The sequence below is a fragment of the Bradyrhizobium sp. USDA 4504 genome (genome assembly GCF_054063995.1).
In genome coordinates this window covers 5,661,884-5,687,497 of the sequence record NZ_JBSSGV010000001.1, presented here as the reverse complement: position 1 = coordinate 5,687,497, position 25,614 = coordinate 5,661,884, and the positions used below count along the sequence as shown (strand labels likewise).

The window sequence follows — 25,614 nt, the reverse complement described above, 5'->3', positions numbered from 1 at the left end:
AACGCGATCAACATGCATAGCGAAGAAAAGGTCATTGTCCTGACCGGCGGCACCTCAGGGATCGGGCGAGCGGCGGCAATCCGCCTTGCCAACCAGGGCGACAAGGTGCTCGTGACCGGCCGCCGGGCGGGTCCTCTGGACGAAACGATCGCCGAGCATCCGAACATCGCGGGTATCGTTGCGGATGCGGCCTCGATCGATGATGCCAGGCGCACAATTGCCAAGGCGATGGATCTCTGGGGCAGAATAGACGCCTTGGTCAACAACGCCGGCGCGGGCGCAATCCTTCCATTGGCCGATACCACGGCCGATCGGATCATGGATATCTTCTCGGTTAATGTGCTCGGTCCTAGCCTGCTTGCCTCCGCTGCCCTTCCGCACCTGAAGACGAGGTGCGGCACCATCATCAACGTGTCGAGCACCTTTGGTCACCGACCCGCGGCCGGACTGTCTCATTATGCTGCGAGCAAGGCCGCGCTGGAGCACCTGACCCGTTGTTGGGCGCTGGAGCTTGCGCCATTCGGCATACGGGTGAACGCTGTCGCCGCTGGGCCAACGGAATCCGGCGCCCTCACCGGCATGATGGGACTGACCCAGGAACAGGCCGCCGCGGTCAAGGAACAGGAGCGTGCGCGCATCCCGCTCGCGCGGCGCGGCGTTCCGGACGATGTCGCAGAATGGATTGTCCGGCTTGCCGGCTCAGCCTCGGAATGGATGACCGGCCAGGTGGTTGCCATCGACGGCGGCCTCGGGTTGGCCTAGTCGCAATCGGGGTGTGGGCGCTGAATCCGGAAGTGATGATCAGCACAATGGATGCCGACCTGAGGAACAGGGTCGATGAGCTCGAACAACGACTGCAGAGCGGAGTAGCCGAGAATGCCCGCCTGCAGGGCGAACTCGCGATCGCGTTGGAGCGGCAGTCCGTCACGGCAGGAATCCTCAATGTCATCGCCAGTTCGCCAACTGACGTGCAGCCGGTATTCGACGTCATCTCCGAAAGCGCGAGGCGATTGCTTGCCGGCCAAACGGCGCTCGTGACACGTGTCGTCGGCGACATGCTTCATCTGGCGGCATGCACGGCAGGAAGCGTGGCCGGTGATGAGGAGATCCGAATCTCATTTCCCGCGCCGCTCACGTCCTCCGGGATCCACAGCCGGGTCGCACTCACGTCGACGATTGCATTTCGCTCCGATATCGAGACCGAACCGGGTGTGCATCCGGCGATCAGGAGTATGGCACGCGCGAGGGGATATCGAAGCATTGTGGTCGTGCCCATGCTCCGAAAAGGCGTGGCGATCGGTACGATCGGCGTTTCGCGCGTCGAACCCGGAACCTTCACTGGTAGCCAGATCAACCTTCTCAAGACGTTCGCCGATCAGGCCGTGATCGCGATCGAGAACGCACGGTTATTCGAAGAAGTAGAGGCCCGCACGAAGGAGCTCGCTAGATCCCTCGACGATCTACGCGCGGCCCAGGACCGCCTGGTGCAGACCGAAAAGCTCATATCGCTCGGTCAGCTCACTGCTGGCATTGCGCACGAGATCAAGAACCCGCTCAACTTCGTCAATAATTTTGCCACGCTCTCGGTCGAACTGACCGGCGAGTTGAACGAGCTCCTCACTCCGGCCATGCTCCCGGACGACATCCGCGGCGAAGTGGATGAACTGAGTGAGCTGCTAACGGACAACCTTCAGAAGATCGTGCAGCACGGCAAGCGCGCCGACTCCATCGTCAAGAACATGCTCCTGCATTCGCGTGGTGGCGGCGGCGAGCACCGGCCTGCCGACGTCAATGCGCTCGTCGAAGAGAGCCTCAATCTTGCCTATCATGGCGCGCGCACCGAGAGACCGCAGTTCAACGTCACCCTCAGGCGCGAGTTCGATCCGAACACCGGGATCGCCGACGTGTTCCCGCAGGAGATCACGCGGGTGCTGCTGAACGTCATCTCCAATGGCTTCTATGCCGTGGCGAAGCGCTGTGAGCGCGGTGATCCCGGATTTGAACCCGCGCTCAGCGCCGTCACGCATGATCGCGGCGAATACGTCGAAATCCGCATCCGCGACAATGGCGTCGGTATTCCGCCCGAGGTGAAGGAGAAGATGTTCAATCCGTTCTTCACGACCAAGCCGCCGGGCGAGGGAACGGGCCTCGGACTTTCCATGAGCCACGACATCATCGTGAAGCAACATGGCGGCAGGATCGATGTCGAGACTGAGCCCGGCGAATTCACCGAGTTCACCATCCTGCTGCCGCGCAACATCGGTCTTTCTCACAGTATCGGGGGCTGACTATGACTGTATCGGTTCTTGTGGTGGATGACGAACCCGATCTGGAGGTTCTGTTTCGCCAGCAATTTCGACGCGAGCTTCGCGCCCGGCGCTTTGTGATGGACTTTGCCGGATCGGCAGCGCAGGCCCTGAACCGCATTTCCGATACCGGCGAGCAAACGCTGATCCTCATCCTCTCCGACATCAATATGCCCGGAATGAGCGGGCTGGAGATGCTGCCGGAGCTTCGCGCTCGGCGGCCCGACGTTCCGGTGATCATGATCACGGCGTACGGGGATGCCGAAACGCGCAAGACGGCACTTGAACGGGGGGCACACGCCCTGTTGACCAAGCCGATCGACTTCGGCCAGGTCCGCCAGGCGATCCAGGCGAGACTGGAACAGCCCGCATGACCTCCACCGTTCTTGTAGTCGATGACGAGCCGGATCTGGAGGTGCTCGTCCTCCGGAGGTTTCGCCGGCAGATTCGCGAACGGCAGTTAAGCTTCGTGTTCGCGCGTGACGGTCTTGAAGCGCTGCAATCGATCGAGCAGCATCCGCATGTCGATCTCGTGGTCTTGGACATCAACATGCCGCGCATGGACGGCCTTTCCCTGTTGGCGAAACTGCAGGAGCGAGAGGACAAGAAGGTGGCGATTGTCGTGTCGGCCTACGGCGATATGAGCAACATACGTACCGCAATGAATCGCGGCGCGTTCGACTTCCTGACCAAGCCCATCGATTTCGCCGACCTGGAATCCACGATCCAGAAGACCATCCGTCACATCGAGGTCTTGCGCGAAGCACGCCGGCGACAGGCGGACGCGGAGCGGGCTCATGCGTCGCTGTCGAGATATTTCTCGCCTGAGCTCGCCAAGCGCCTTGCTGCTGTAGATGGCGACGATGGAATGCAGGTCCACTGGCGCGACATTGCAGTGATTTTCACCGATATTACAGGGTTTACGTCACTCGTCGAGACGGCCTATTCGAATGTGCTGAGAGATCTGCTCAACGAATATGTCGGTGGACTGACGGAGGTCGTCTTCGCCTATGAAGGGACGGTGGCGAAGGTGATCGGTGACGCCATTCAGGTACTGTTCAATGCACCCGGCGACCAGATCGATTACCCCGCCCGCGCGATCGCCTGCGCGCAGGCGCTCGATCGATGGGCCGAAACATTTCGGGAGCGCTGGAAACAGAGGGGCGTTGACTTCGGTGTCACGCGGATAGGCGTCCACGCCGGACCTGCGCTGGTCGGCAATTTCGGCGGCGGCCGTTACTTTGACTACACAGCCTACGGGGACACAGTTAACACTGCCGCCAGACTGGAGGCGGCGAACAAGACATTGGGCACACGGATCTGCGTCAGCGACTCGATCGCATGTAAGGTTCGGGAGTTCAGAGGGCGGCCGATCGGCGACCTTGTTCTGCGGGGACGAAGTGAGGCGCTACGCGCCCACGAGCCCTTGTCAGCTGCGGAGAGTTATGGGTTGGCCGCGACACAGTACGCGACTGCCTTTAACAAGTTGGAGGCAGATGACACTGACGTGGTGCCAGCCTTCGCAGCACTGGTCGGTCTCAACGCCGCCGACCCGCTGGCGAATTTTCATCTGAAGCGGCTCCTCAACGGGGCCAAGGGTGTTCGAATGCATGTGGGGTAATTGGGCACACCTCCAGGGCGTGGGCTCATTGATGCGTAGCTTCACCTGAGCGTAGGGCCCTTCCGTCGGTGGCAACCGACCGCTATTGCTGAATCCCAATCATGTTAAACGAAGATCATATGATGCCGCTTGTTCTGACCAACATCCTCGGAATTGCCGGTATCGTCGTTTGGCATCTTCAGGGGAGCAACCGTCCGACCGGCCGACTGATCGCCCAGATCCTGTTCTTTATCGGCATGAGTTTTACGCTCTATCTGGGCGGCATCGCTCCGCATCGCGTCGATGGCGCCCAGTTGCGGGGTCTCGGCGCGTTGCTCTCCATATCGGCCAGGATCCTGTGGTGGACCCATCTCGCATGGGCCATCATTGGCCTAGTCCACATCTATATGTTGCTCAATCGTCGGCCACGGGAAGCGCACCTGATCCAGGACATGGCCGTTGGTGTCATCTATCTCGGTGTGGTGCTGTCGATCATTGGTTTTGTGTTCGGTGTCCCGGTTGGTACGCTGGTCGCGACCTCAGGCGTCGTCGCGATCATTTTCGGCCTTGCGCTGCAAAATACCCTTGGCGATGTCTTCTCAGGGATCGCGCTGACGCTGGGGAGGGCCTATGCCATAGGCGACTGGATCCAATTGAAGGATGGCACGGAAGGCCGCGTCGTTGAGACCAACTGGCGCTCGACCAATCTGCTTACCGGAGGGTACAATGTCGTCGTTGTGCCGAACAGCATCCTGGCAAGACAGGGTGTTACCAATCTCAGCCGCCCCGATGAGACGCACCAGATCACGTTGACCGTACGCATTGCCACCACGACGCCAAACTTCGTCGAGCAAGTCATGCGGTCCGTACTGGATGCCAGCACGCGGATCGTCCAGGACCCGTCGCCGATTGTCGCCCTGAATTCGATTGACGCCGCCGCGATTGAAGTCGAGTTGTTATTCCGTGTGGAGAGTCCCGCCGGCTGGACGGCGGCCCGCAACGAAGTCATCGACCTCCTTTACAGCCAATGCAAAGCAAACGGTCTATCTTTGGCCGCGCCGGCCGAAAGCCTTGTCTTCGACTCGGCCGCGATCAGCGGCGAACATTCTGCCAGGGCAATCGAAGCGCATTCATCCCGCGCGGGTTAAGGTTCACGCAAAGGTATCCTTCCAGAGCGCCGCAGGTGTTTCCTTTGAAAGGAACGAGATCGGACAGCGTGACGCTGCGCGGTTTCTCGCGCCAAGCGTCGTCGGCCTCCCACATGATCTGTGCGACAGCGCCCCTAGTACCCCAACGCGTGGACATGGAGCTTGAGGTTGCCGTCCTCCCGGTTGCCGATGTCGATCGCGCTAAGCGATTTCGGCGGCTACAAGGCGTAGTCGATTGCGCAGCCAGGCGTGTGCGGGGTCGTTGTTATGTCGAGGATGCCAATACATCGCTTCGTGAATGTCGGGCAAGGCAATGGGGGGCTCGAATAGTTTGAGCCTCGGGCAGGAATGCAGCGCCCGGACCTCGCGCTCCAGCACGAGACTGATGAGCGGGGTACCCTCGATGAGAAACGGAACCAGCAGGAAGCTTTCGACCGTGACGTGAATGCGCCGCTGGATACCCATCTCGGCAAGGCGCTGGTCGGCCAAGTTTAGCTGCCGGTCCATACCGATGCCATAGACGAGATGCGGCAGTTCCAGGAACTGTTCGTGGGTCAAGCAATCCTTCGCGATGTGCGGATGTTGGGCGTCGGCGGCACATAGCCAGCGGTCGCTAAGTAGAGGCGTCGACGGGAATCCGGCGTCGCCAAACAGTTCGCTGGGCTCGATCACGAGGTCGGCCTGGCCGCTCTGCAACATGCGCCCCGGGTCGCGGGCGCGCGGCAGGAGGTGAACGGTCACGTTGGGTGCTTCGGTGGTGAGCGCACGCACCAGCGGCGTCAACAATACCAGGACGGCGTAGTCCGAAGCACTTATCGAAAAGCTACGCGAATTTTCGGCAGGATCGAAATGCGCCTTCTTTGAAAGCGTCTGCTCGATGCGCTCCAGCGTCTCCCGCACCGGAACGATGAGCTCTTCTGCGTTTCGCGTCAGCTCCAACCCTCGACCGAAGCGAACCAGAAGCGGATCGTCGAACAACTCGCGGAGACGCGACAGAGCCGCACTCATCGCAGATTGCGTAAGGCCAATGCGCTCGCCGGCGCGACTGACGTTTCGTTCCGTCAGCAGTGCATCGAGCACGACTAGGAGATTGAGGTCGACGCTGCGAAGGTTCAAAGCCCTGCTCCCGTTGACCGGCAAGTGGCACGATGCAGGAGTGTGCACGTTCCGACCGAACAAAATCAACCTGATTTGATGGTTTCGGGAGCCCGCGGCCGGGGAAAGATCGGGTCATAATATCCATACGATCGATGTTAGACATCCATTGCATCGATAGTGGGGCGCGGCGCCGGGTTTGCTGATCGCCACAGTCCGATCGCCTGCAAAACGCAGCATTCGCGTAAATATTTGAAATCACAAATATCGATTGGACGCCTTGTAATTCTCCCGAATAGCCTCGTGACGTTGCCAACATGTCGCGCACTTTCCTCCAAGCGGGGCAGGAAATAGCGCGAGGCTGCGATGGGAGGCTATACGATGAGACATCGTTTGGAGATGGGCGTTAGTGCGCGCGCTGCGCTTTGGGATCTCGCTTCCGGTCCGCGACCCGATGCTTTCCGCACGGTGATGCGTCGGATCGTGGGAGGCGTCGCCGTTGTTGGCACGCTTCGGGAAGAACGGCCGTGGGGAATGACGGTGAGCGCGTACACGCCCGTCTGCATGGAGCCACCGACCCTTCTGGTCTGCATCAACGCGAAGACGGTCACGGCCGCGGACATCGAGAGAGACCGGAAGTTCTCGCTCAATCTGCTCAGTGAAGCTCAAGCCGGACTCTCTCAACGTTGCGCACAGCCCGGTGCTTCGAAGTACCTCGACGGCTATGTCGTGCCCGCGGACGAGCTTCCCGTCCCATCTTTTACACCCGTGCTGCGTGAGGCGATCGCAACGTTCGATTGCGACGCCTCCGAAATCCAACGGATAGGGACCCATGTCGTCGTGATCGGTGCGATCCGCACGATCTTGGCGCCTACGTCGCTTCGTCCCCTGCTGTACGGGCAGGGCCGTTACTTGAAGACAGTCGCGTTGGACCTCGCATCCGCAGGGGCGTCTGCATGAGTATCGAGAAGGTCGTCGAACGATTCTACGAAGCCCACAACGCCCGCGATGCCGCAGCGGTCGCGGCTCTTTATGCGCCCGACGCCAGTCACGAGGAGATTGCGCAACGCAAGGTCAAACAAGGTCCGAAGGAAATAGCGACGGGCCTGGAGCGCTTCTTCGGCTGGTTTCCCGACGCTTCCTGGACACCGGAACGGCGTGCCGTCGGTGCGAACGGTGTCGCCATGATGAGCTACCTCCTGAAGGCGACGCTCAAGAGCCAGATGGGACCGATCGCGCCGCGCGAGCAGGCGATTTCACTTCGCGGCGTGCATTTGTTGGTAATCCGCGACGGCCTCATTCACCGGAGCGAGGACTACTGGGATGCAGATACTTTTCAACGTCAACTCAACCATGTCTAACGGAGAATAGAAATGAGAAGCGGGAAGGAATACCTGGAGTCGCTCCGCGACGGCCGGAAAGTCTATGTCGGAGGCGAACTGATCGAGGACGTCACGACTCACCCTGCGACTAAGGGCTATGCCCAAGCCATCGCCGGATATTACGATCTCCACCTCGATCCGAAGAACCAGGAAATTGCGACCTTCATCGACAAGCACGGTAACCGCCAGTCGATGCATTGGTTCCTACCGCGCAGCAAAGAGGACGTCGTCAAGCGCCGGCAATACTGCGACTTCCTCTGCCGCCATTTCAAGGGCGGCATCTTCACCAGGCCGCCTGCCGGCATGAACGTCGTGATGTTTACCCAGGTGGACGATCAGAAGCCCTGGTCGGAAAACTCCCGCTTCTCCGGAAAGAAGCGCGATCTCTCCGGCAACATCCAACGGCAGTGGGAAGAAGTGACTTCGCAGGATCTGGCCATCTCGCCGATGTTCCTCGACGTGCAGTTCGATCGCGGCCGCGAAAATGCGATGGCCGAGACGCCGATGCTCAAGATCATCGAAGAGCGCGATGACGGCATTCTGGTGCGAGGCTGGAAGGCGATCGGCACCTCCGTTCCGTTCGTCAACCACCTCCTCATTGGAAACCTCTGGCGCCCCGGTCAGACGCCCGAGCAGACCGTTTACGCGCTGGTACCGATCGCCACGAAGGGCATCTCGGTCGTCGCCCGTAAATCGAACGCTCAGCCAGATGCCGATCCGTACGATCGTCCCTTGGCCACGATCGGAGACGAATTGGATGCGATGGTGTACTTCGACGATGTCCTGATTCCCTGGGACCGCGTCCAACACGTCGGTAATCCCGATCATGCCAAGTGGTATCCGCAGCGGCAGTTCGACTGGGTGCATCTCGAGACTCAGATCCGGCATTGCGTCCACGCCGAACTGATGGTTGGTCTCGCGCTGCTCCTAACGCAATCGCTGGGTACCAGCACCAATCCGGTCGTACAGGCCCAGCTCGCTGAACTCATCCGCTTCCGCGAGACGTGCCGTGCATTCATGATCGCCGCCGAAGAAACCGGCTTCGCGACACCCGGCGGTCTTTTCAAGCCGAACAACATCTACATCGACTTCGGCCGTGCCTATTATCTTGAAAATCAGAACAAGATGGTCAACTTGCTCATCGATTTCTGCGGCCGCGGCGTCGTGATCCAACCGTCGAGAAAAGAGCTGGAGGACCCCTACATCGGTCCGAAGCTTTCCGAGGCTTTGCGCGGTGCCGAGATCAGCGCGTACGACCGCATCAAGATCTTCCGTCAGATCAGCGAGCGGTTCCTGACCGAATGGGGCAACAGGCACGAGATGTTTGAGAAGTTCAATGGAACGCCGCTCTACCTCATCAATCTGCTCACGATGCAGCGTACGGAGTACCAGGTAGACGGTCCATTGACCGAGTTGGCTCGGCAGGTTCTCGGCTTCGGCGATACGGCAGAACTCGGCAAGCGAGCTGCAGAGGCACAGAAGAACTCGCACTACGCCAATGTGCGCTTCCAACCCGAATACGTCAAGGCGCAGGACCAGCGCGACGGTTATATGTCGACGGCCGCCGAGTAGAAAACATCCTGAAGAGCTCGGGCGAAAGCCCGAGCGTCGAGGGCTCTCTTCAGTGAGAGGCCGGCAGGTGGCAGCGCTCCGCCATCGACCAACCCCTCACATTTCGGACTTGAATCTACTCGATACGGATTTGCAAGGCGCCGCGGCAACCGCTGCGATGCCCTCGAACTTGAGCGACCCACGGATCGGGCTGCCAACCTACGCTCTCATAAGAACAGTGCTGGCATGATCGGATCATTCACGTACGAAAGTCTTCCGTGTCGCGTTGTCTTCGGCAGTGGCACGCTGGGTACCGTCAACGCCGAGGTCAGACGCCTCGGTGGCAAACGAGCTCTGGTGTTGACCAGTTCGCAACAAATGACGCAGGGCGTCTCGCTCGCGGACGAGCTTGGGTCGCTCTGTGCCGGCATATTCTCCGACGCCACGATGCATACGCCGGTCGAGGTGACAGAGCGGGCATTGACCGCGCTGAGGACGTGCCAGGCGGACTGTGTCATTTCGCTCGGCGGCGGATCGACCATCGGCCTCGGCAAGGCGTTAGCGTTGCGCACCGGCGTCAATCAGCTCTGCATTCCCACCACTTATGCGGGCTCCGAAATGACTCCGATTCTCGGAGAAACCCGCGATGGACGGAAGACAGCCCTACGCAGTGCGGCCGTGCTGCCGGAAACGGTTGTCTACGACGTCGACCTGACGATGACCTTACCTGCTAAGCTTGCCGCGACTTCGGGCATCAATGCGATCGCCCATGCCGCGGAGGCGCTCTATGCTCAAGAGGCCAATCCCGTGATCTCGCTGATGGCGGAAGAGGGCATCCGTGCCCTTGCACATGCGCTGCCCGTGATTGCCGTCACAAGCGACGATCACGACGCGCGCACCGAAGCACTCTACGGCGCATGGTTTTGCGGGGTTTGTCTCGGTACCGTCGGAATGGCACTGCATCACAAGCTTTGTCACGTGCTCGGTGGTCGGTTCGATCTTCCGCATTCGGAAATGCACGCCATCGTTCTCCCGCATGCGCTGGCCTATAATGCGGCGGCAGCCCCCGACGCCGCGGCTCGCATCGCCAAGGCAGTAGACGCGAACAACGCAGCCGCCGGGTTATTCGATCTAAGCCGGCGACTAGGCACGAAGCGCGGGTTGCGCGAGATCGGTATGCCGGAAGATGGTATCGACCGTGCGGCGGACCTTGCGATAGTCGACGCCTATTGGAATCCCCGTTCTCTCGAGCGCGACGCAATCCGAGACCTTATCGCCCGCGCTTGGGCAGGCGAACCGCCTGCCGTACCTTAGGAGACGATGCTCTCTTCCGCCAAACAAAGCGAACTCAACCCACGGAGTGATAATGCGCAACTTCAACGAAGATACGATCACTGATGCGGTGCTTGAGCGACTGCAGGGCGCAACGAATGCCCGCATTCGAGAGATCAGCGAGGCCCTGGTGCGACATCTCCATGCGTTTGTACGCGAGGTGCGTCCCACCCAAAAGGAATGGGAATACGGCATCGACTTCCTCACGAGGACCGGTCAAATGTGCGACGACAAACGCCAGGAGTTCATTCTGCTCTCGGATACTCTGGGCGTCTCGATGCTGGTCGACGCGATCAATGTTTCTTCGGTGCCCGGCGCGACGGAAAGCACGGTGCTCGGCCCGTTCTTCGTTCAGGACGCTCCAGAAGGGAAATTGGGGGAGGACATCTCCAACGGCGTCGAAGGCGATCCGCTTTTCGTCACGGGCTCGGTCTCGACCGTCGACGGTCTCCCCCTTGCCGGCGCATCGGTCGATGTCTGGCATTCCGACGACGATGGTAATTACGACGTGCAGCAACTCGGTGAGATCGGGGGGCTGGCGATGAGGGCCCGCTTCCGCACCGACGCCAGTGGTCGATTTAATTTTTGGTCGATCAAGCCGGCAGCCTATCCGATACCGCACGACGGCCCAGTCGGCGAAATGCTAAAGGCACAGGGCCGGCATCCTTGGCGGCCGGCACACGTGCATTTCATGATTTCCGCCCCGGGCTTCGAGCAATTAGTGACGCACATCTTCGTCGCAGGCGACCAGTACCTCGATTCCGATGTCGTCTTCGGCGTGAAGGACGATCTGGTCCGGGAATTCGTGCTTCGTAACCCCAGCGACGAAGGCGACGGTCGGGCCACCAATAGAAAGTACTACTACCTAAACCACAATTTCGGTCTGAAGAGGGCTGCGAAAAGCTCACAATCCTTGGAGTCAACGAAGGTCTCGAGAGTTCCCGGCGCACAAACCTGAGTGCGTTCGCCGCTCAGCTCTCTCGACCGTAGCGTCGAGCAGCTACTCACTAGTGTTGGGCTGCCAAGATGAGCATAGGCGCCACGCAGGGCTCAGCGCGCCCGGCGAGACTGGCGGTCCATCGTCCGATCCCTGTTGCCGGCACGCGTGGCCCATTCCGACAAAGCAAAATTATCTAATGATCTCAATAGCCCGAAAGGCTGCAAAATATCGGAATAGCACCAGAAAACATTGCCGAGATTCGAAGACTTCCAATCTGAATGGAGACCGGCTTCTCGATCATCTTAGCGCGATAGGAGGTCGCGTCGAGGCGGCTTTAGGCGAAAGATTTCAGAAGGTACCGTAGGTTTTCTGGCTGTGCGGAAAGGCGGTAGCGCTCCCCCGCTACCATGCGGCATTCGTCATAACGTCGCGGTTCACCGCCTTATCCAGCCTCCAAAGGGATGGTGCCTTCCACGCGGTCCGCCAACTCGGGGGCCAGCTCGCTCTGCGGCCACGGCACGAGTAACGAGGGAAAGGCTGCCTGGCGTTCAGCTGTCGGGTCGGGGGCGCTGCATCATCATGGTCGACTCTCGCCGTTTTGATGGCGGTCGTCATTCTAAGACCTTCGTACAAGTGCGGTGTCTTGGCGACCATTGAGCGAATTAGTGGCGCCAAGCTTTCCGGCCGTCAGCGTCGTACCAAGATACGGCCCAGCAATGCCGTGCTGTACTCGCCGGTGGCCCTCGCCAGATTTCTTGCGCTCGAACTCGGCTGCCCGGCCGGAAAGTTGAAGGGCAGGCTGAGCGTCCAAGGCGCGATGAACCGGAATCCCCAAGAGTCGTCCTTTTGCGGTGGCTTTGAGATCGGTGCGAGTTCGATCTCCTCTGCCTTATGGGCGAAAGGCGAGGATAGCGCGATCTTGCCCTTGATGGGTTGAACGACCGCACCGCCAAGACCGTATTTCAGCATCGAGTAGATGAAATTGCCATCCGGCTGGACGCCGACCAGAGGCTGATCCAGTTTGTCGCGGAGTTGCTTGATGACGAGATAGCTGTCGATGCCACCGGGCACGCCGTCGCGCTCGAACCAGGTTCTTATGGTGCCGGATGAGCTTCGCATGGAGAAGGAGTCATTATCATCCTGGATTCGTGCGACCTGTTTGTTGAAGCCGTAAAAATTCTGACCGATCAACGTGGCTGCCAGCGAGCTCACGAACAAATGCGGCATGTAGCTGAACAGGACGTTCTGCAATGAAGGTGCGTTCTTATGGACAACGTCGGGAATCAGCTGGGCGATTTCGAGGTAGTGCGCGCCGCCGAAGGGTAGTGGTCCCGGACGCACGTTGCGTTGCCGGGCAAAGATCAGGACGACATGATGCGGTGGCTCGGGAATAATCTCCGGTGTCTTTTCCGTCTTGCCCTCTGCATCGGACGACGTGCCGTGATGCGCTGTCTTGATCGTGCTGTGGGGCGCTGGAGGTTCGAGGAGTGTCAGCCCATCGGGTAGCATCTTCTCGAGTTCGCAGCGCGGCCGTTGTTGGACGACGCAAAACGCCTCGATTTCGCCGGTACCGGCGACGGCGTTAGTGGCAAGCTTGCGCAACAGGTCCAATGCCGGCAACAAGGCGGTTGGCAGCGAAACGTCGTTGAAGTCGTTGGCGTTTGGCATGGCAATATCTACTCCTGCAATTGCGGCTGCCGCGGCGCGGCCCGCCATGACCGATGCTTCAATACAACCCGCATTAATACCGGTACGAACCCAGTCGCCGGCGAGAAAGAGATTGTCGACCCCCGACTTGCCGGCCTCCATGCGTTTGAACACGCTGCCGGGAACCGATAGCACATATCGGTCCGAGGGATTGATGTTCACCCTCGGATATTGCGCGAAGAACCGCCTTCGAGTCGGGGGGGAATAAGCACGATAGTCGAAGAATCGCTCCCAACGAATGGCATGGCCGGGGCCTTCAATTCCGGGCCATAGGAAGTGAAGGTTGCTCTCGACCCAGTGCAGCATCCTTCGCCTTTGCCGCGCGAGCATCCTGGCCGGATAACTGTGTTTGCAGAACGGGGGCGGCGGATGCAGGGGATCGTCGACCAGGGAGCCAACGAAATATGCCAACCCCTTGGGAGGCGATTGAGGCCATTTTTCCAGTGGCAACATCAGGCTGAGGTCGGCCCAGGTATCGAGCGGCAATACGAATCCCGAAAGAGCCGTTCGATCCTGCTTGCAACCGAGCTCTCGCATGCCGACGCTTGTCCATGCCTGAAAGGCTACCGTCGCCGTCGTCTTGATGGCATCGACCATCTCTCGCCAGCCGGGCGTGTGGCAGATCAGGTCGCTGCATATCGTGCAAAATGCGCCGATGCCGATGCCGAGCACGACATCGTCGAAATCCCTCCCTCGCCGCAGCTTTCGGGGAGGGGCGACGCCGGGCCACTTCGTCCACGCCGATTCCAGGTCTATTCTTTGGTCCCGCAGATCCTGTCCTTGGACCAGCTGACAGTAGTCTGGATGGGAAGGCCAGCTCGGGATTGTGCCGTCTGCGCCGATCCAGATCAGCGGATCGTAAGAATTGCCGGAGTGGGTGGTCGCCTGCACGGTGGTGTCGATGAACTCGATCGAAGCTTTGTCTTGAGACAGTCCGATGTGCTCGACCTTGGTAAAGAATTCGAATTTGACATGGCGTTTCGTGAGGACCTGGTAGAGCGGAGCGAACAGCAGCTCGCCCATGGTCGCCTTGAGAAGGTAGAAGAACGACCCGCGATATGTGAAGAGCAGCTTCAACAGGATGCGGGTGCCGGTGCCTGCCGCCACGTTCCTGCAGGGAATGACATTCCCGTATTCATGCGTGTGGCGGCTACCGAAGAACCCGAACACATAATCATAGCAGCCACGGATAATGGCGGAATCCAGCGTCGAATCCGAGCAACCGTTCGACCTCATCCAATCGGTCCACTCCTGATGGTCGATGCAGTCGAAGCCCTGCCACAGCACGCCGTCGCTCAACATGCCGATCGCGATCGTCAGAGCGACCTCCGCCACGATCTCGCGCGGGTCGCGAGACATCGCAGCTGATGGCGGCTTGTCGCAGAGCTGAGTCCGCGCATGCCTTAGTATCGTCTGTAGTTCGGCGGCGTCACTCGGGCTGACCGCCCTGGGATCCTGCGGCAGGATATCGATCTTCGCCCGCGCCGTTCTGAACGGACCGTCGGTTGTTCCGGCCGCCACGGCGGAGTGCTGGGTCCCCGCCGGCCATTGGTCGGTGAAACCAGCGATCGACTGGCTCTGCTGCACCGAGCATTCGAGCAGGGAGCGCAGAAAATCGACGAGCGAGACTGCGGGACGCGGTGTGCCGGGAATACCTTCATGGGGTGGAATGCCGATAGTCCATGAAGTCCAACCGGAATTGAACGGCTCCATGAGCACGGATCGATCGAGGCCCTCGAAGGCGTTCTCGCGTGATCCGAACGGCGGGCTGAGATCGAGATCGTTCATCGCGGCATAAAGCCGGTCGACCAGTTCGAATGCGTTATCGTAGAAACCGGTCCAGACATGAAGTCCGTGTTCTTCGGCGCGATATCCTTTTTCCTTGTCGCGGCCGACCGCTCCCTTGCCGCCAAGCCGCCAGCCGATCGTGTAGACGGTGATGTCGAACAGTTGATGCTGCGGATCTTGCTCCGTCAGCTCGAACGCCGCGCTGAGCGCCGCGACACCGCCTCCCAGGATTGCAATCTTTCTGAGCGCCATGCGGCCGATCCTCATTCAGCGGGAGCGGGCGCGCAGCTGCGCATAACATCACAGAGAGACACAAATTGTCGGGTAGCGTGAAGGAAACGCTCGCCGGGAATTTCGAGCTCTGCGCCGGTGATCGCGCGCGCCGCCTGCATTCCCGAGATCACGGCTGTTTCAACGCATTCGGTGTTGAAGCCGGTGTCGATCCAGGTTCCGGCGAGGTACAGGTGCTTGAAGCCGGACTCGTCGGTCTTCAGGCGCCAGGCGCTGGTGCCGGCCGCGGTCGCGACACAGCAGTCCCAGGGACTGATATTGGCTTTGACGTGCTGCGCCCTGATCCGGCGATAGCCGTGGCGATCCTGATCGTCGTAAAGCACGGTCCAGTCAAACGCACCGTTCGTCATCACCTTCGGCCAGATGAATTTAGCCTTGTGCTCGAGCCAATCCAGCGTCTTGAGATAGGCGAGCAGATTTGCCATCTCCTGGGCATGCCGGCTTGTCTGCGGCGCTGCGTACAATTTCGAAGGGAAGACGTCACAGAGGTAGTGAAGCGAGTAGGGAGGAGGGGCGCGGCGCTCATACCGCAGGAGCTGGAACATGTCCGCCCAGATGTCGAGAGGATTGGGGCCTGACACCAGCGCGGGCTTTTGTCCGGACCAGCCGAGGTCGGCAAGCGAGCGCGTGCTCCAGAGCTGAACTGCGATGCTGGGCACCAGGCGAAGCTTTGCCGCCATATTCCAGAAGCCGGTGCTGTAGTTGTAAAGGTCGTCGAACGGCTCGTGCATTGCTTCAATAGCAGATAGGCCTGGTCCGGGCGGTCGCTCGACACTTTTGTTGCCCGTGAACTTCTTGAAAGCGCCGAGCGGTATCGCCAGGACGACATCGTCGAAATCGTCGACGCGTGTCTTTACGTCGGTGCCGACCCGCTCGTTGCACCAGAACGATTCAAAATCAACGCAGCCGTTCGGGGGCACGTCGAGGTGAAGCCAGTCGGGTTGGCTGCTCCAGCCGAACAGTCCATCGCCAATCGGCACGGTCCATTCATAGCCGGACTTCGGTATCGCCTGCACGTCAAAGTGCAGTAAATCGACAGATCGCCCATCCGACGAGACCCTGATGTCGGTCAGTTTGTGAAAGAACCGAAACTCGACGTCTCGCTGCTTGAGTATCTCGAACAGGGGAGCGACGATCACTTCGCCTGCACCGGCCTGCAGCTCCCACGCCACGGCTCCTTGATAGGTTCCGAGTGCTCGAAGCAGGACCTGGACCGCGGTTCCTGCGCCGTAGCTCGCGTTGGCGATGTCTCCGTCCGGATACTGAAACATCGTGTCGTAGAGCGCTCTCACCATTGGCGACTGCTTGACCAGTGAGGGCTCGGCGCCATGACGAACCAACCAGCGGCGAAAGTCCTCGCCGTCCATCTGCTGGATGGATCGTTGCTCAATCACGATGTCGTCGAAAATGCCGTCCACCAGCGGCCACGCTAGTCGCAAGGCCTGGTCGAACAAGTGACCGGCTGCGGTATTCGCAAAGGTCATATGACAACTGGCGCCGGCAGCGCCCTGAAGCACCCGGCGGACTAATTCCATGTCCGCGGGGCCAAACGAGATCATGTCTTCGTCGAGATGCAACAGCCATGCCGAGGCAATCTCCAGACAGGTTCTTGCCGTCACCACACCGAGTAGTCTTGAGGGGGGAAACCGCGGGTCGTCGCGCATTTTTATCGTTTCGATCGAAACTTCGTCGAGCTTGACGATCGGCGAGTCTGACCCGAGCGCATAGTCGTGGAAGTTGATCAACAGCCCTATCGCGTGCGACAGACAATTGGCGATGCTGAGGTCAGCCGGTTCTCTGCCGGGTATACCGACTTTCTTCGATGTCGGGAAGTTGACGTCATACACGGTCGGCTTGGCCCCATCGGGATCGCCGATCGGCGTGTAACCCTGTGGGAGAATCAAAGTGTTCAAATCGACTTTCGCTCCCTTCCGCGGCAAGTCTCGGTAAACTTCGGCCAACATCTGGAAAGCGTTCAGGTAGTGGCCGAACCAGATATGCAGGCCATGCTCGATGTTGCGGCCCTGCGCATCGCGCCCGCTGGCGCACTTGCCTCCGAGCCGCCATCCCAGCTGATAGACCGTGACGTGATATTGCTTGCGCAATTCCGATGTAAGGCTGAGCTGATAGGCGGCGGAAAGTCCCGCCATTCCGCCGCCCACGATGATGATGCGGCGCTGGCTCAAGCCTGTCTCCATTGCGACGACGGCGATGGATGGACACGTTTCAGTTCGGCGAGCTCCTTGGCGGCGCCGAGGCGTTCAAAGATGTCGGCCGCCTGCCGGAGGCGAGACTCACGCTCAGGATCGCTCGCGCTGGTCGCAAGGCCGATTCGATAGATCGCCTGCGCCTGCTCGCGGGGGGTTTGCAGCAGCTCGGCCACTTCGGCGGCGCGCTTCCAATTCTCGAGCGCCCGCGCCGGTCGACCGGTCAGGAAGCACAATCGGCCGTTCATTAACAGACTGTAGAGACGGCAGATCGGCGATGTTCGAGCGAGCCGGGAAAGCTCCCGGCACGCCAGCTTCGCCTGGCTTTGAATGTTCGAAGAGACCGCGCCGGAAGCTTGCTCCCAGTGGCTCAGTAAGACATCGGCGATTCCTGCCGGCCCGAAGGCATATCCGCCCCAAACAACGCCGCATTCGCGCAAGATCGGAAGTCCCCGTTCCGCAAGCTCCAGGGCGACCGCGGCCTCGCCGCGCTCGAGGTAGCCGGCCGCGGCCACGCCGGTGCAAAGCAATTGTTCGGTGCGGATCAACCGCTGGCCCGCCAGCGCTTTCAGTTTGTCGAGGCATCCCGTATCGGCCCCGCCCCGGGTGATGTCGATCAATGCCCGTAAGGAAAGACTCCAAGCGCGGATCTGCGGCGGGGAATCGTCGGAGAGTTCCGCGAACAGCCTGGCAAGCCGCTCGTCGGCGAGCGAAATATATCCCCGCAACAGCGCGATGAAGATCAACATCGTCTCGCTGTTCTGCGCACGCTTTCGGTCTCCCAGGCGCTCGTAACAACGTCTTGCATGTTCGCCATGCGCCTCGGCATTGTCCCATTCGGCTAGGCCATAAGAGAGAACGCCGAGCACGAGTCGGACCCGCGCGATCTCGGGCAGCGAGCCGTAACCTTCCGCAAGTTGGATCGCGCGCGCCGCGTAGCTGCGGCCGATCCCCACCATGCCGGACATCCCCATTCCGAGCGCCAGCGCGCTGTATCCTCGAATCGTCTCCGGGGTCGCGCCGCATTTTTCGGCCAGGTTCAACGAGGCCAGCGTTCCGTTGAGCACGGCCAGCGAGTCATTCTGGTAGAAATACTGCTCCGACAGAAATTCGTGCATATGAGCGACGCGCTGCATGTCGGACCTGTCCTGCTCAGCCAGGGCCACTTGTTTCGACGAAGTATACCGTAACCTCAACTGGGTTGCGGCGTTGCGAACAAGCGCGCCGATTCGTTCGGTCTTGCTCGCCGGAAGACGATGACCAAGCAACTCCATCGCGCGGTGGTAGTGGTTGGCGGAGCTCTCGTAGTCCGACAATTCGTGACAAGCGTCACCGAGGATGACCTCCCAAGCCGCCTTGCGGCTGCGTCCGATCTGGATTGCTTCGCGCTGCGTGAGATCGAATAGCTTCTCCACGTAACGGATCGCTTCGCGATTTGCCGAGTTGTTGCGCGACTGTTGGGCCGCAAGCTCGAGGTAAGTGATCGCCCGCAACGGCTCGCCGCCAAGCTCGAGATGCCTTGCCAGGCGCGCATAATTCGGTTGCAGCTCCTCGGCGTGATGCTGCTCGATGAAGCCGGCAATCCGCCGATGGAGGGTTTTTCGCTGCGCAAAAGACAAGACATGATAGGCAACCTCCATCGTTATGGAGTGCCTAAACACAAAGGAAAGTGGCCGCGTCTCGCGATCGAGTTGCAGGAAGTCGAAGTCGATCAATCGGCGGATGCATTCCGCCTTGGTGGCAGCGGACAACTCCGGGACGATTTGATCCAGCAACTCGGAGGAGAAGGCGTCGCCGACCGCACTGGCGGCCTTGAGCACCAGCTGGTCGTCGAGCGATAGCAGGTCGATCCGGCTGACGATTGCGCGTTCAACGCTGGTCGAGAGCGAGATACTGGAATCGGCGAGGCTCTGTTCATCGAACGAACATATCCCCCGCGTAACCTGAATCTTTCCGGTGTCCCTGAGCGCGAGCGCGAGCTCCTCGCTGAAGAACGGATTTCCACTGGCATGACCGTAGACATATCGCACCAGTTCCGGCGGAACCTCGGACGATCTCAGGCGCCGCTTCACCAACAGCCGCACGTCGTCGCGCGACAGCCGGTCGAGCCGCAACTGCAGCGATGAGGCGAGTTCGACGACAAGACGCTGCTCTGCGATCGCTGTCGTCTGGGTCCGCTGAGTAACCACGATCAGGAAGTCCGAAAGCCGGCGCGCGACGGCGCCAAGCAGTTCGATCGAGGGGCCGTCGAACCAGTGGACGTCCTCCATCAGGAGGATGCGAACGCTCGATCGGCGAAGGATGAAGATCACGAGTTCTTCGATCGCGCTCGCGCGAGCCGAGCCGACGATCTGTTCAGTGAAGGCGAATTCGGAAAATCCCAGTGGAATGACTTCTTCGAGCAGCGGAAGCCAATTCAGCAGCGACTCGTTTTCGAGCAGCGCTTCCGACAATTCGCGTCGAACCCGCGGTCCGTCGCCCGGTCCTTCAAACTGCAAGATCTGCCGCAATACGGCGCGCCACACGAAATAGGGCGTCGATCTTTCGATCGCCGTGGCATTTGCAACCAGGACGGCGTGATTGTCGGCCTGCGCCGATCCGATGAAGTCTTCGAGTAGGCGCGATTTTCCGATACCGGCTTCGCCTGCAATGAGGACGAGCTTACCGGTTCCTGTCTTCAGACCGTCGAGACAGCTCCTGAGCATCGCGGTTTCGCTGATGCGGTCGATGATGGTGCGCCGGGGTGGAGCATGGAAATCGTCGGTCACTGCCGCCGGACTGAACGCCAACATCGATGCGCCCGTCCCCTTGACCTGGAGATGTGGCAGCAGATTGAACACGATCCTGCGCCCGACGGCCTGGGCCGTCGTGGCGTCGCAGACGATGTCGCCCTGTGCGGCCTCGGCGAAATGCGCGGCCACATTGATGGCCTGCCCAAAAATCCCGAATGTCCTTTGATGGAGGCCGCCATAATTGCTGCAGAACAGGCGGCCGGTCGCCAGGCCGACAGAAATCGGAATGGCCTTCGCTTCCAGCTGGCGACGGAGGCGCAGACACGCCTCGACTGCCCTGAAGGGATCGTCTTCGTGGGCAAGCGGAGCCAATCCGAAGACGAGCGTGAGAGTCAGGCCCTTGTCGTCCATCAGGACCTGATGAACGGTTCCCTCGAGCCGTTCGGCGATTTGCTGGACGTCGACGACGAAGGCCTGCAGTCTCGTCAGGAAATCATCATCAAAATTGAAATCGGGGAGGCCGACCCGCGCCACTGTGAGCGTGCGAAACTCGCCGACCCAGTCGCTGGCATCGGCCTTGCCCGTGTGGCTTCCGAAGATAATGCCGTCTATCGGTGCGACGGCATCGGGCGCGTTCATTCCAAGGAGCCGTGCTCCATAGGGCATGGGCTCGAGTTCGCACGAGCCCGTCAACAGCCGCGCGGCGTTTGCACACAACGCGATGTCGCCGATCGCGGCCTTCTGATAGGCGAGGCCGATGCTGTAAAAGGGTTCTCCGGCTGCAACATAGTGCCATTTGTCCTGCCAGCCGCCGAGCCTGCAGAAGAACACTTCGCCGGTTTCCACCGCCGTACGCGCACTGATCGCTTCTCGGCCCGGCCCGGCGGTCATGGCCTGTCGCAGCGCAAGGCCGCAGCGCACGGCCTGCGCGGTAGCGACGGCAGCGTCCGGATCGACCCAAATCGCGAGAATGGCGTCACCGGCGAAAGCGACGATGTCGCCTCCCTCGGAATCAATCACGTCGGCCAGTATCGCAAAGCAATCGTTGATGAAGTAGGTAAGGCTTTCAGCGCCGTCGCCGGCAGCGCGGTCGGTCTTCGCTGTGAAGCCGGCAATGTCGATAAGCAGCACTGCCGCGGTCCGGGCGTCCGCGCGGGGGTTGTTTGACCACTCTTGAGACCGGAGGCGTGCATTCACCCATTTTGGCGTGTGGGCGGCTTGCTCCCTCGCGACAGCTCCGGCAGGCATTGCAGGACCTCGGCTCAATGGAGCCGGAATGGAACCCTGTCTTGGAGAGAAAATCAACAAACCTGCGGTTCTCGGACCGCCGGAGACCGTCAGCGGTCTTGTCCAATGTCTAAAATGCCTTTTATCACTTCGGCCGCATCCGGGCTGTGGGGTGGTTCACAATGATCGTCAAACTTCGGGTCCGTTCGTGATCCGGAAAGAACGCGACCACAGGCGATGACCTTGTCACTCACACGCATGTCGACGTGCACATGACGGGCCGGCCGAGCCGTGCGCATGAGGCGGCGCGAACGCGCGCCAAAGGACCGTCACTGGCTCTCTTGGCTTTCGACACCTTGCTTTCGTTCCAGTCTTCATGAGGCTGCGCCTTCTGAACAAGCTCGACTTCCAAATTGAGGCTCAACCTATTGAAAACACTGGGCCGGGAAATGACGGGGCGATCCCGGCAGGAGGGATATCCCAAGCAAATTCAATGGCATGGACTTGATAACCCCGCCAATGCCGCCATTGCCTAGCGTTTTCGTTGCGGTGGCTACCGTGTTCGTCGCTGAAAGGGATATCACCGCGAACAAAACGGATTAACCATTCTGCCCGTCGCGGGGTGCTGCCCGACTGCAGGGATTGGATGGTTTTCAGTGCTGTGGGTTGACCAGGATCGGCTTACTGGTCGGGACGGCTAGCCCGTGTCCGTGGGCCGTTCGAACGTCTCGATACTTGCCGAGATTTGCGGAAATCTCCCTTGCGACGGGCGACCGTGAAGGTCACCGACGCTCCCCGACCTCTCCCGACTGGCGGGTCGCAGGCGATACATTCTCGAACCGGTGCGCTTGCCAGCCTATGCTCAAGCCGAGCTGTCCTGCCGCCATCACCGCAGCCCGGGCCAAGATCCCACCGTAGGTGGGGTAGGCTAGCCGCGACGTTCAGCCGCTTCGTGTCTGCGACCCAACCCACCGCCACAACCGCAAGCGAGGCTTCAGCATCCAACCGGGCTCCATTCTTCGTAAAGACCATGCGCACGCCAGCGGGTGTCTTCGCGAACGCCTCGATGGTGCCGAAACTCTGGTATCCTGAGCGTTATGGTGTCATTTGTCGCTGCCTCGCAGCTCATGCCGATGCTTGCGATTTTGTTGAATCGAGAGAAGCGATGCCGTCACCCGCAACGTCGACAATCGAGCGTCTGCGTTGTGAAATTCAACCTGAGGTTAGTTAGCCCTCCGGACATGGCCGAAGACTCCTACGCCTTTGTTTTGACGGACAGGCGTGTGACGAATGCTGCCAAGAGAGTAGCGAAGCTCCGGCCGGCAATCCCGGTATGCATCGAGGTGAGCAATGAGTTCATTCGAGGCTTTCCCGTCAGCTCTGCACGACCGCCACTTGGGGGAGGTGTCGTGTGAGATGGCTGCCCACCGCGCCAGGCGGGGAGATCCAATCTCGCAACGCAAGCGGACGTCGATTCGACCGGTCTGGTTATGCATCCTGGCGCTGGCGGTGGCCGCGTTCGGCTGCGGCGCCCTTCACGCCCAAGCTGCCGCGGCCCCTGACAGGGAATTAGTCGTGGCGACCAAGCAGGCCCCTCCATTTGCCATCAAGCAGCCGGATGGGAGTTGGAGCGGTATGAGCATCGCGCTCTGGAAAAGGATCGCCGATCAGGCACACCTACGTTTTCGCCTGGTCGAAACCCAGAGCGTGCCGGATTTGCTGGACGGCGTCGCAAACGGCAGATTCGATGTTGGCGTCGCGGCGGTTACAGTGACTGCCGAGCGTGCGCGCAAAGTCGATTTTACGCAGCCGTTCTACAACACCGGGCTCGGCGTTGCGGTGCCGGTCAACGAAAACCCCTGGGTCGCGATCGGGCGGGCGCTTCTCTCTTTCGGATTCTTCCAGGCCGTCGCGGTGCTGCTTGGTTTCGCAATGGCGGTCGGATTCCTGATCTGGATGCTGGAACGGCGCAAAACGGAGCACTTCGGTGGCGGCGCCAAGGGACTCGGCTCCAGCTTCTGGTGGTCGACCATCGCCATGACGCAAGCCGGAGCCGCTCAGAATGCGCCGACAACACTCCCCGGCAGGATCGTGGCAATGGGATGGATGATCGCTTCCGTGATCGCGATTGCGGTGTTCACCGCCGGTATCACCTCCACCCTTACGCGCAGAGGGCTCGAGGGCGCCGTTCACGGCTTCAACGACCTGCGTTCCGTGCGCGTCGGCGCTGTCGCGAACTCCGCGACGACCGACTACCTCGCTCGTCAGCGGCTTTCGTTTCGAACGTTTCCGGACATCCAAGGCGGCCTCTCCGCGCTGGGGCGTGGGACAATCGATGCCTTTGTTCATGACAAGCCGTTGCTGACCTGGATGGTTCGCAGCGACTTCTCGGCCTCGGCTCGCGTCGTCGATACCAGCTTCAGCAGCGAGAGCTATGCGATCGTACTGCCCAAAGACAGCGCCTTGCGGCCGATGCTCGATCTCGCCGTACTCGATCAAATCGAAGGTGATTGGTGGCAGCAGACGGTGTTCGAGACGCTTGGAAACGCTCAATCTCGCTGACGATACCGTGCGAGGAGCCCGGTCCGTTCAGTGCTGTCAGGGCCTCATCGTTGCAGCGGAACCGACAAAGTTCCGAACATCGGCCTCGCGAGCGATGCAAACCGTCAATAGCCCTGTGCGTATGCGCGAGTTGCTGTTCCACCAAATCAGCTTCAAGCTTGGTTCATCCTCGGCGTGGCGGCTTGGCGCATTTTCTAACATGGCCCCCAAACCACGTGCGTGAGTTGCCGTTGCCGAGGAACTGCTCCAGCGCGCCTTGTCCGTAGACCGAGTTCGATCCATCGGCCAACTACGCGGGCCAATCATTCCCATCTGAGCGGCCTTCCTATTGGCGCGGTCTCAACCTGTTGTCGGCAACTGTGCTGGCGCGAGTGCGTTCCATGCTTCTGCGAGATGTTCTCCGGTGCCGCGACTGGCGCCACCGGGCACGCAACGTGAGCGTGATTTCCCAACCGTCGCGTCCGTGCCTGACCAGTATTGTCGACCATCGGGGCCGGCTGCCCGCACGCATTGATTCGTGCAGCACCAGAGTTGATCCTTTTCTCTGCCGGAGCGATTGGCATTTTCGACATCATCCTGACCGCACATCAAGCCGCCCCAACAGGCGATGGTCTCGAAAAGGAGGCCGCGTTACACGCGCGCGCACATCAGTGCGCAGCGCAGTTCCACGAAGCGAGGTTGAAAAAAAGCGCAATGGGTTTGTGCGTCGATCAATCTCTGCAATAGGGCATCAAGCACTTGAACGCAGCAGCCGTCGAGTGGCTTGCAAGTTGAAATAGGAGACCGGGTTGCAAACACATTTTTCGCGCATCAATCAGTCCAAGGCCGTCTTCGATGATATTTATGCCCTGGATGATCCCAGGGCATATTTCTCTGTCCTCGGAGATTTGGATTACATGATCCCGGACGTGGCCGAGCCGGTTGTGCGCCAAATTCTGGCAGCGAAGGTTTCGGAAACCGGCGTCAAGCCGACCGTGCTTGATGTTGGCTGTTCATACGGAATCAACGCAGCGGTGCATCGGTTTCCACTGACTTTCGGGGGCTTGCGCCATCGCTACGCCCGGCGCGAGATGAGGGCGATCGGTTCTGAGACATTGGTGCGTCTCGATCGCAATTTTTATGCGGCTTGGCCGGATGTCGGTCTCGCGCGATTTATCGGTCTCGATGTATCGGCGCCGGCGATTAGGTATGCAATGGGTGTTGGTCTGCTTGAGCAGGGCATTGTCGCAGATCTTGAAACGGAGGCGCTCTCGACCGACAGCGCGCATCTTGTCCGATCCGCTGATGTCATCATGTCGACGGGGTGCATCGGCTACGTCACCGAGAAGACGTTCAGCAAGATTCTCGATGCGACGGAGAAGCGTCCATGGATCATTTCGTTCGTGCTACGAATGTTCCCGTTCGATTCTCTAGCCGCGACGTTCGCGAAGCGTGGCCTTGTGACGGAGCGTCTTGCCGGCGCGACTTTTATCCAGCGTCGTTTTCGCGATGCTGAAGAGTTTGAAAGTTGCTTGGCAAGCCTGGCGGCTCTTGGCATCGATGCTACCGGTCTTGAGTCGGAAGGGCTGTTTCACGCCGATCTGATGTTGTCCCGGCCTGAGGCGGATGCGCGCGCCGCTCCCCTGGAAGACATTGTCACTGTTGCCAGCGGCAGGGGGCGTCCGATCGGACCGCGTTATGTCCATGTTGAGGGCGACGACGGCCTGCAGGTCGCGTTGGAGCCGTGACGGGCTCGCCTTCCGAAGA

General features: G+C 60.2%; 16 protein-coding genes and 1 pseudogene. 13 read left to right on the top strand and 4 right to left on the bottom strand.

Annotation, left to right across the window (positions count from 1 at the left end; translation table 11 throughout):
* Window positions 1-12: 12 nt before the first annotated feature.
* The 5 genes and pseudogenes from ACVMB1_RS26660 to ACVMB1_RS26640 all read left to right on the top strand — a co-directional run bounded on the left by ACVMB1_RS26660 (window position 13) and on the right by ACVMB1_RS26640 (window position 5,054).
* Window positions 13-762, top strand: coding sequence for an SDR family NAD(P)-dependent oxidoreductase (locus ACVMB1_RS26660; RefSeq protein ID WP_076826845.1), 750 nt, complete (start codon window positions 13-15; stop codon window positions 760-762).
* Between the two features lie 110 nt (window positions 763-872).
* A pseudogene (locus tag ACVMB1_RS26655) lies at window positions 873-2,288 on the top strand (GAF domain-containing sensor histidine kinase); the annotation flags it as partial.
* Window positions 2,289-2,290: 2 nt separating this feature from the next.
* The gene (locus ACVMB1_RS26650) at window positions 2,291-2,680 is read left to right on the top strand and encodes a response regulator (protein ID WP_076826847.1); all 390 of its coding nucleotides are present in this window, start codon (window positions 2,291-2,293) and stop codon (window positions 2,678-2,680) included.
* Window positions 2,677-3,927 carry an adenylate/guanylate cyclase domain-containing protein gene (locus ACVMB1_RS26645; protein WP_456849367.1) on the top strand — a complete coding sequence of 417 codons (1,251 nt, stop codon included), beginning with the start codon at window positions 2,677-2,679 and terminating at the stop codon, window positions 3,925-3,927. Before ACVMB1_RS26650 ends, ACVMB1_RS26645 begins: the two co-directional genes overlap by 4 nt.
* A gap of 101 nt (window positions 3,928-4,028) precedes the next feature.
* Entirely contained in the window at window positions 4,029-5,054 is a 1,026-nt protein-coding gene (locus ACVMB1_RS26640; protein ID WP_076826850.1) for a mechanosensitive ion channel family protein, read from the top strand.
* A 201-nt stretch (window positions 5,055-5,255) separates the two neighbouring features.
* Here ACVMB1_RS26640 and ACVMB1_RS26635 read toward each other — a convergent pair whose 3' ends face one another.
* Entirely contained in the window at window positions 5,256-6,170 is a 915-nt protein-coding gene (locus tag ACVMB1_RS26635) for a LysR family transcriptional regulator (RefSeq protein ID WP_076826976.1), read from the bottom strand.
* A 360-nt stretch (window positions 6,171-6,530) separates the two neighbouring features.
* Between ACVMB1_RS26635 and ACVMB1_RS26630 the strand changes: the two genes are divergently transcribed.
* The 5 genes from ACVMB1_RS26630 (at window position 6,531) to ACVMB1_RS26610 (ending at window position 11,372) form a co-directional block, all read left to right on the top strand.
* Window positions 6,531-7,109, top strand: a complete 579-nt coding sequence (locus ACVMB1_RS26630; RefSeq protein WP_456849365.1) for a flavin reductase family protein — start codon at window positions 6,531-6,533, stop codon at window positions 7,107-7,109.
* The gene (locus tag ACVMB1_RS26625) at window positions 7,106-7,510 is read left to right on the top strand and encodes a nuclear transport factor 2 family protein (RefSeq protein ID WP_076826854.1); all 405 of its coding nucleotides are present in this window, start codon (window positions 7,106-7,108) and stop codon (window positions 7,508-7,510) included. Before ACVMB1_RS26630 ends, ACVMB1_RS26625 begins: the two co-directional genes overlap by 4 nt.
* 12 nt (window positions 7,511-7,522) lie before the next feature.
* Window positions 7,523-9,103 carry a 4-hydroxyphenylacetate 3-hydroxylase family protein gene (locus ACVMB1_RS26620; protein WP_076826856.1) on the top strand — a complete coding sequence of 527 codons (1,581 nt, stop codon included), beginning with the start codon at window positions 7,523-7,525 and terminating at the stop codon, window positions 9,101-9,103.
* A gap of 225 nt (window positions 9,104-9,328) precedes the next feature.
* Window positions 9,329-10,396, top strand: a complete 1,068-nt coding sequence (locus tag ACVMB1_RS26615) for a maleylacetate reductase (protein ID WP_076826858.1) — start codon at window positions 9,329-9,331, stop codon at window positions 10,394-10,396.
* A 52-nt stretch (window positions 10,397-10,448) separates the two neighbouring features.
* A complete protein-coding gene (locus tag ACVMB1_RS26610; protein WP_076826860.1) occupies window positions 10,449-11,372 on the top strand; it encodes an intradiol ring-cleavage dioxygenase in 924 nt (307 codons plus the stop codon).
* Window positions 11,373-12,041: 669 nt separating this feature from the next.
* On the opposite strand, the gene ACVMB1_RS26605 is transcribed toward ACVMB1_RS26610, so the two are convergent.
* The 3 genes from ACVMB1_RS26605 to ACVMB1_RS26595 are packed head-to-tail and all read right to left on the bottom strand — an operon-like array spanning window position 12,042 to window position 21,210.
* Window positions 12,042-15,101 carry an NAD(P)-binding protein gene (locus ACVMB1_RS26605; RefSeq protein WP_158074182.1) on the bottom strand — a complete coding sequence of 1,020 codons (3,060 nt, stop codon included), beginning with the start codon at window positions 15,099-15,101 and terminating at the stop codon, window positions 12,042-12,044.
* An 11-nt stretch (window positions 15,102-15,112) separates the two neighbouring features.
* Window positions 15,113-17,326: an NAD(P)-binding protein gene (locus ACVMB1_RS26600; RefSeq protein WP_158074183.1), complete on the bottom strand. Its 2,214-nt coding sequence runs from the start codon at window positions 17,324-17,326 to the stop codon at window positions 15,113-15,115.
* Window positions 17,323-21,210: an AAA family ATPase gene (locus ACVMB1_RS26595; RefSeq protein WP_076826865.1), complete on the bottom strand. Its 3,888-nt coding sequence runs from the start codon at window positions 21,208-21,210 to the stop codon at window positions 17,323-17,325. The genes ACVMB1_RS26600 and ACVMB1_RS26595 overlap by 4 nt, the downstream gene beginning before the upstream one ends.
* 1,446 nt (window positions 21,211-22,656) lie before the next feature.
* Between ACVMB1_RS26595 and ACVMB1_RS26590 the strand changes: the two genes are divergently transcribed.
* The 3 genes from ACVMB1_RS26590 (at window position 22,657) to ACVMB1_RS26580 (ending at window position 25,595) form a co-directional block, all read left to right on the top strand.
* Complete coding sequence (locus ACVMB1_RS26590) at window positions 22,657-23,868, top strand: transporter substrate-binding domain-containing protein (RefSeq protein WP_244558769.1); 1,212 nt, start codon at window positions 22,657-22,659, stop codon at window positions 23,866-23,868.
* A gap of 477 nt (window positions 23,869-24,345) precedes the next feature.
* Window positions 24,346-24,594, top strand: a complete 249-nt coding sequence (locus ACVMB1_RS26585) for a hypothetical protein (RefSeq protein ID WP_141340813.1) — start codon at window positions 24,346-24,348, stop codon at window positions 24,592-24,594.
* A 62-nt stretch (window positions 24,595-24,656) separates the two neighbouring features.
* Window positions 24,657-25,595 (top strand): hypothetical protein, encoded by a 939-nt coding sequence (locus ACVMB1_RS26580; RefSeq protein ID WP_076826868.1) that lies wholly within the window; start codon window positions 24,657-24,659, stop codon window positions 25,593-25,595.
* Window positions 25,596-25,614: the final 19 nt, after the last annotated feature.

Coding starts and splice junctions, on each gene's coding strand:
- ACVMB1_RS26615 (WP_076826858.1), top strand. CDS start 9,329: ATGATCGGATCATTCACGTACGAAAGTCTTCCGTGTCGCGTTGTCTTC.
- ACVMB1_RS26660 (WP_076826845.1), top strand. CDS start 13: ATGCATAGCGAAGAAAAGGTCATTGTCCTGACCGGCGGCACCTCAGGG.
- ACVMB1_RS26610 (WP_076826860.1), top strand. CDS start 10,449: ATGCGCAACTTCAACGAAGATACGATCACTGATGCGGTGCTTGAGCGA.
- ACVMB1_RS26645 (WP_456849367.1), top strand. CDS start 2,677: ATGACCTCCACCGTTCTTGTAGTCGATGACGAGCCGGATCTGGAGGTG.
- ACVMB1_RS26620 (WP_076826856.1), top strand. CDS start 7,523: ATGAGAAGCGGGAAGGAATACCTGGAGTCGCTCCGCGACGGCCGGAAA.
- ACVMB1_RS26625 (WP_076826854.1), top strand. CDS start 7,106: ATGAGTATCGAGAAGGTCGTCGAACGATTCTACGAAGCCCACAACGCC.
- ACVMB1_RS26640 (WP_076826850.1), top strand. CDS start 4,029: ATGTTAAACGAAGATCATATGATGCCGCTTGTTCTGACCAACATCCTC.
- ACVMB1_RS26630 (WP_456849365.1), top strand. CDS start 6,531: ATGAGACATCGTTTGGAGATGGGCGTTAGTGCGCGCGCTGCGCTTTGG.
- ACVMB1_RS26590 (WP_244558769.1), top strand. CDS start 22,657: ATGAGTTCATTCGAGGCTTTCCCGTCAGCTCTGCACGACCGCCACTTG.
- ACVMB1_RS26605 (WP_158074182.1), bottom strand. CDS start 15,101: ATGGCGCTCAGAAAGATTGCAATCCTGGGAGGCGGTGTCGCGGCGCTC.
- ACVMB1_RS26650 (WP_076826847.1), top strand. CDS start 2,291: ATGACTGTATCGGTTCTTGTGGTGGATGACGAACCCGATCTGGAGGTT.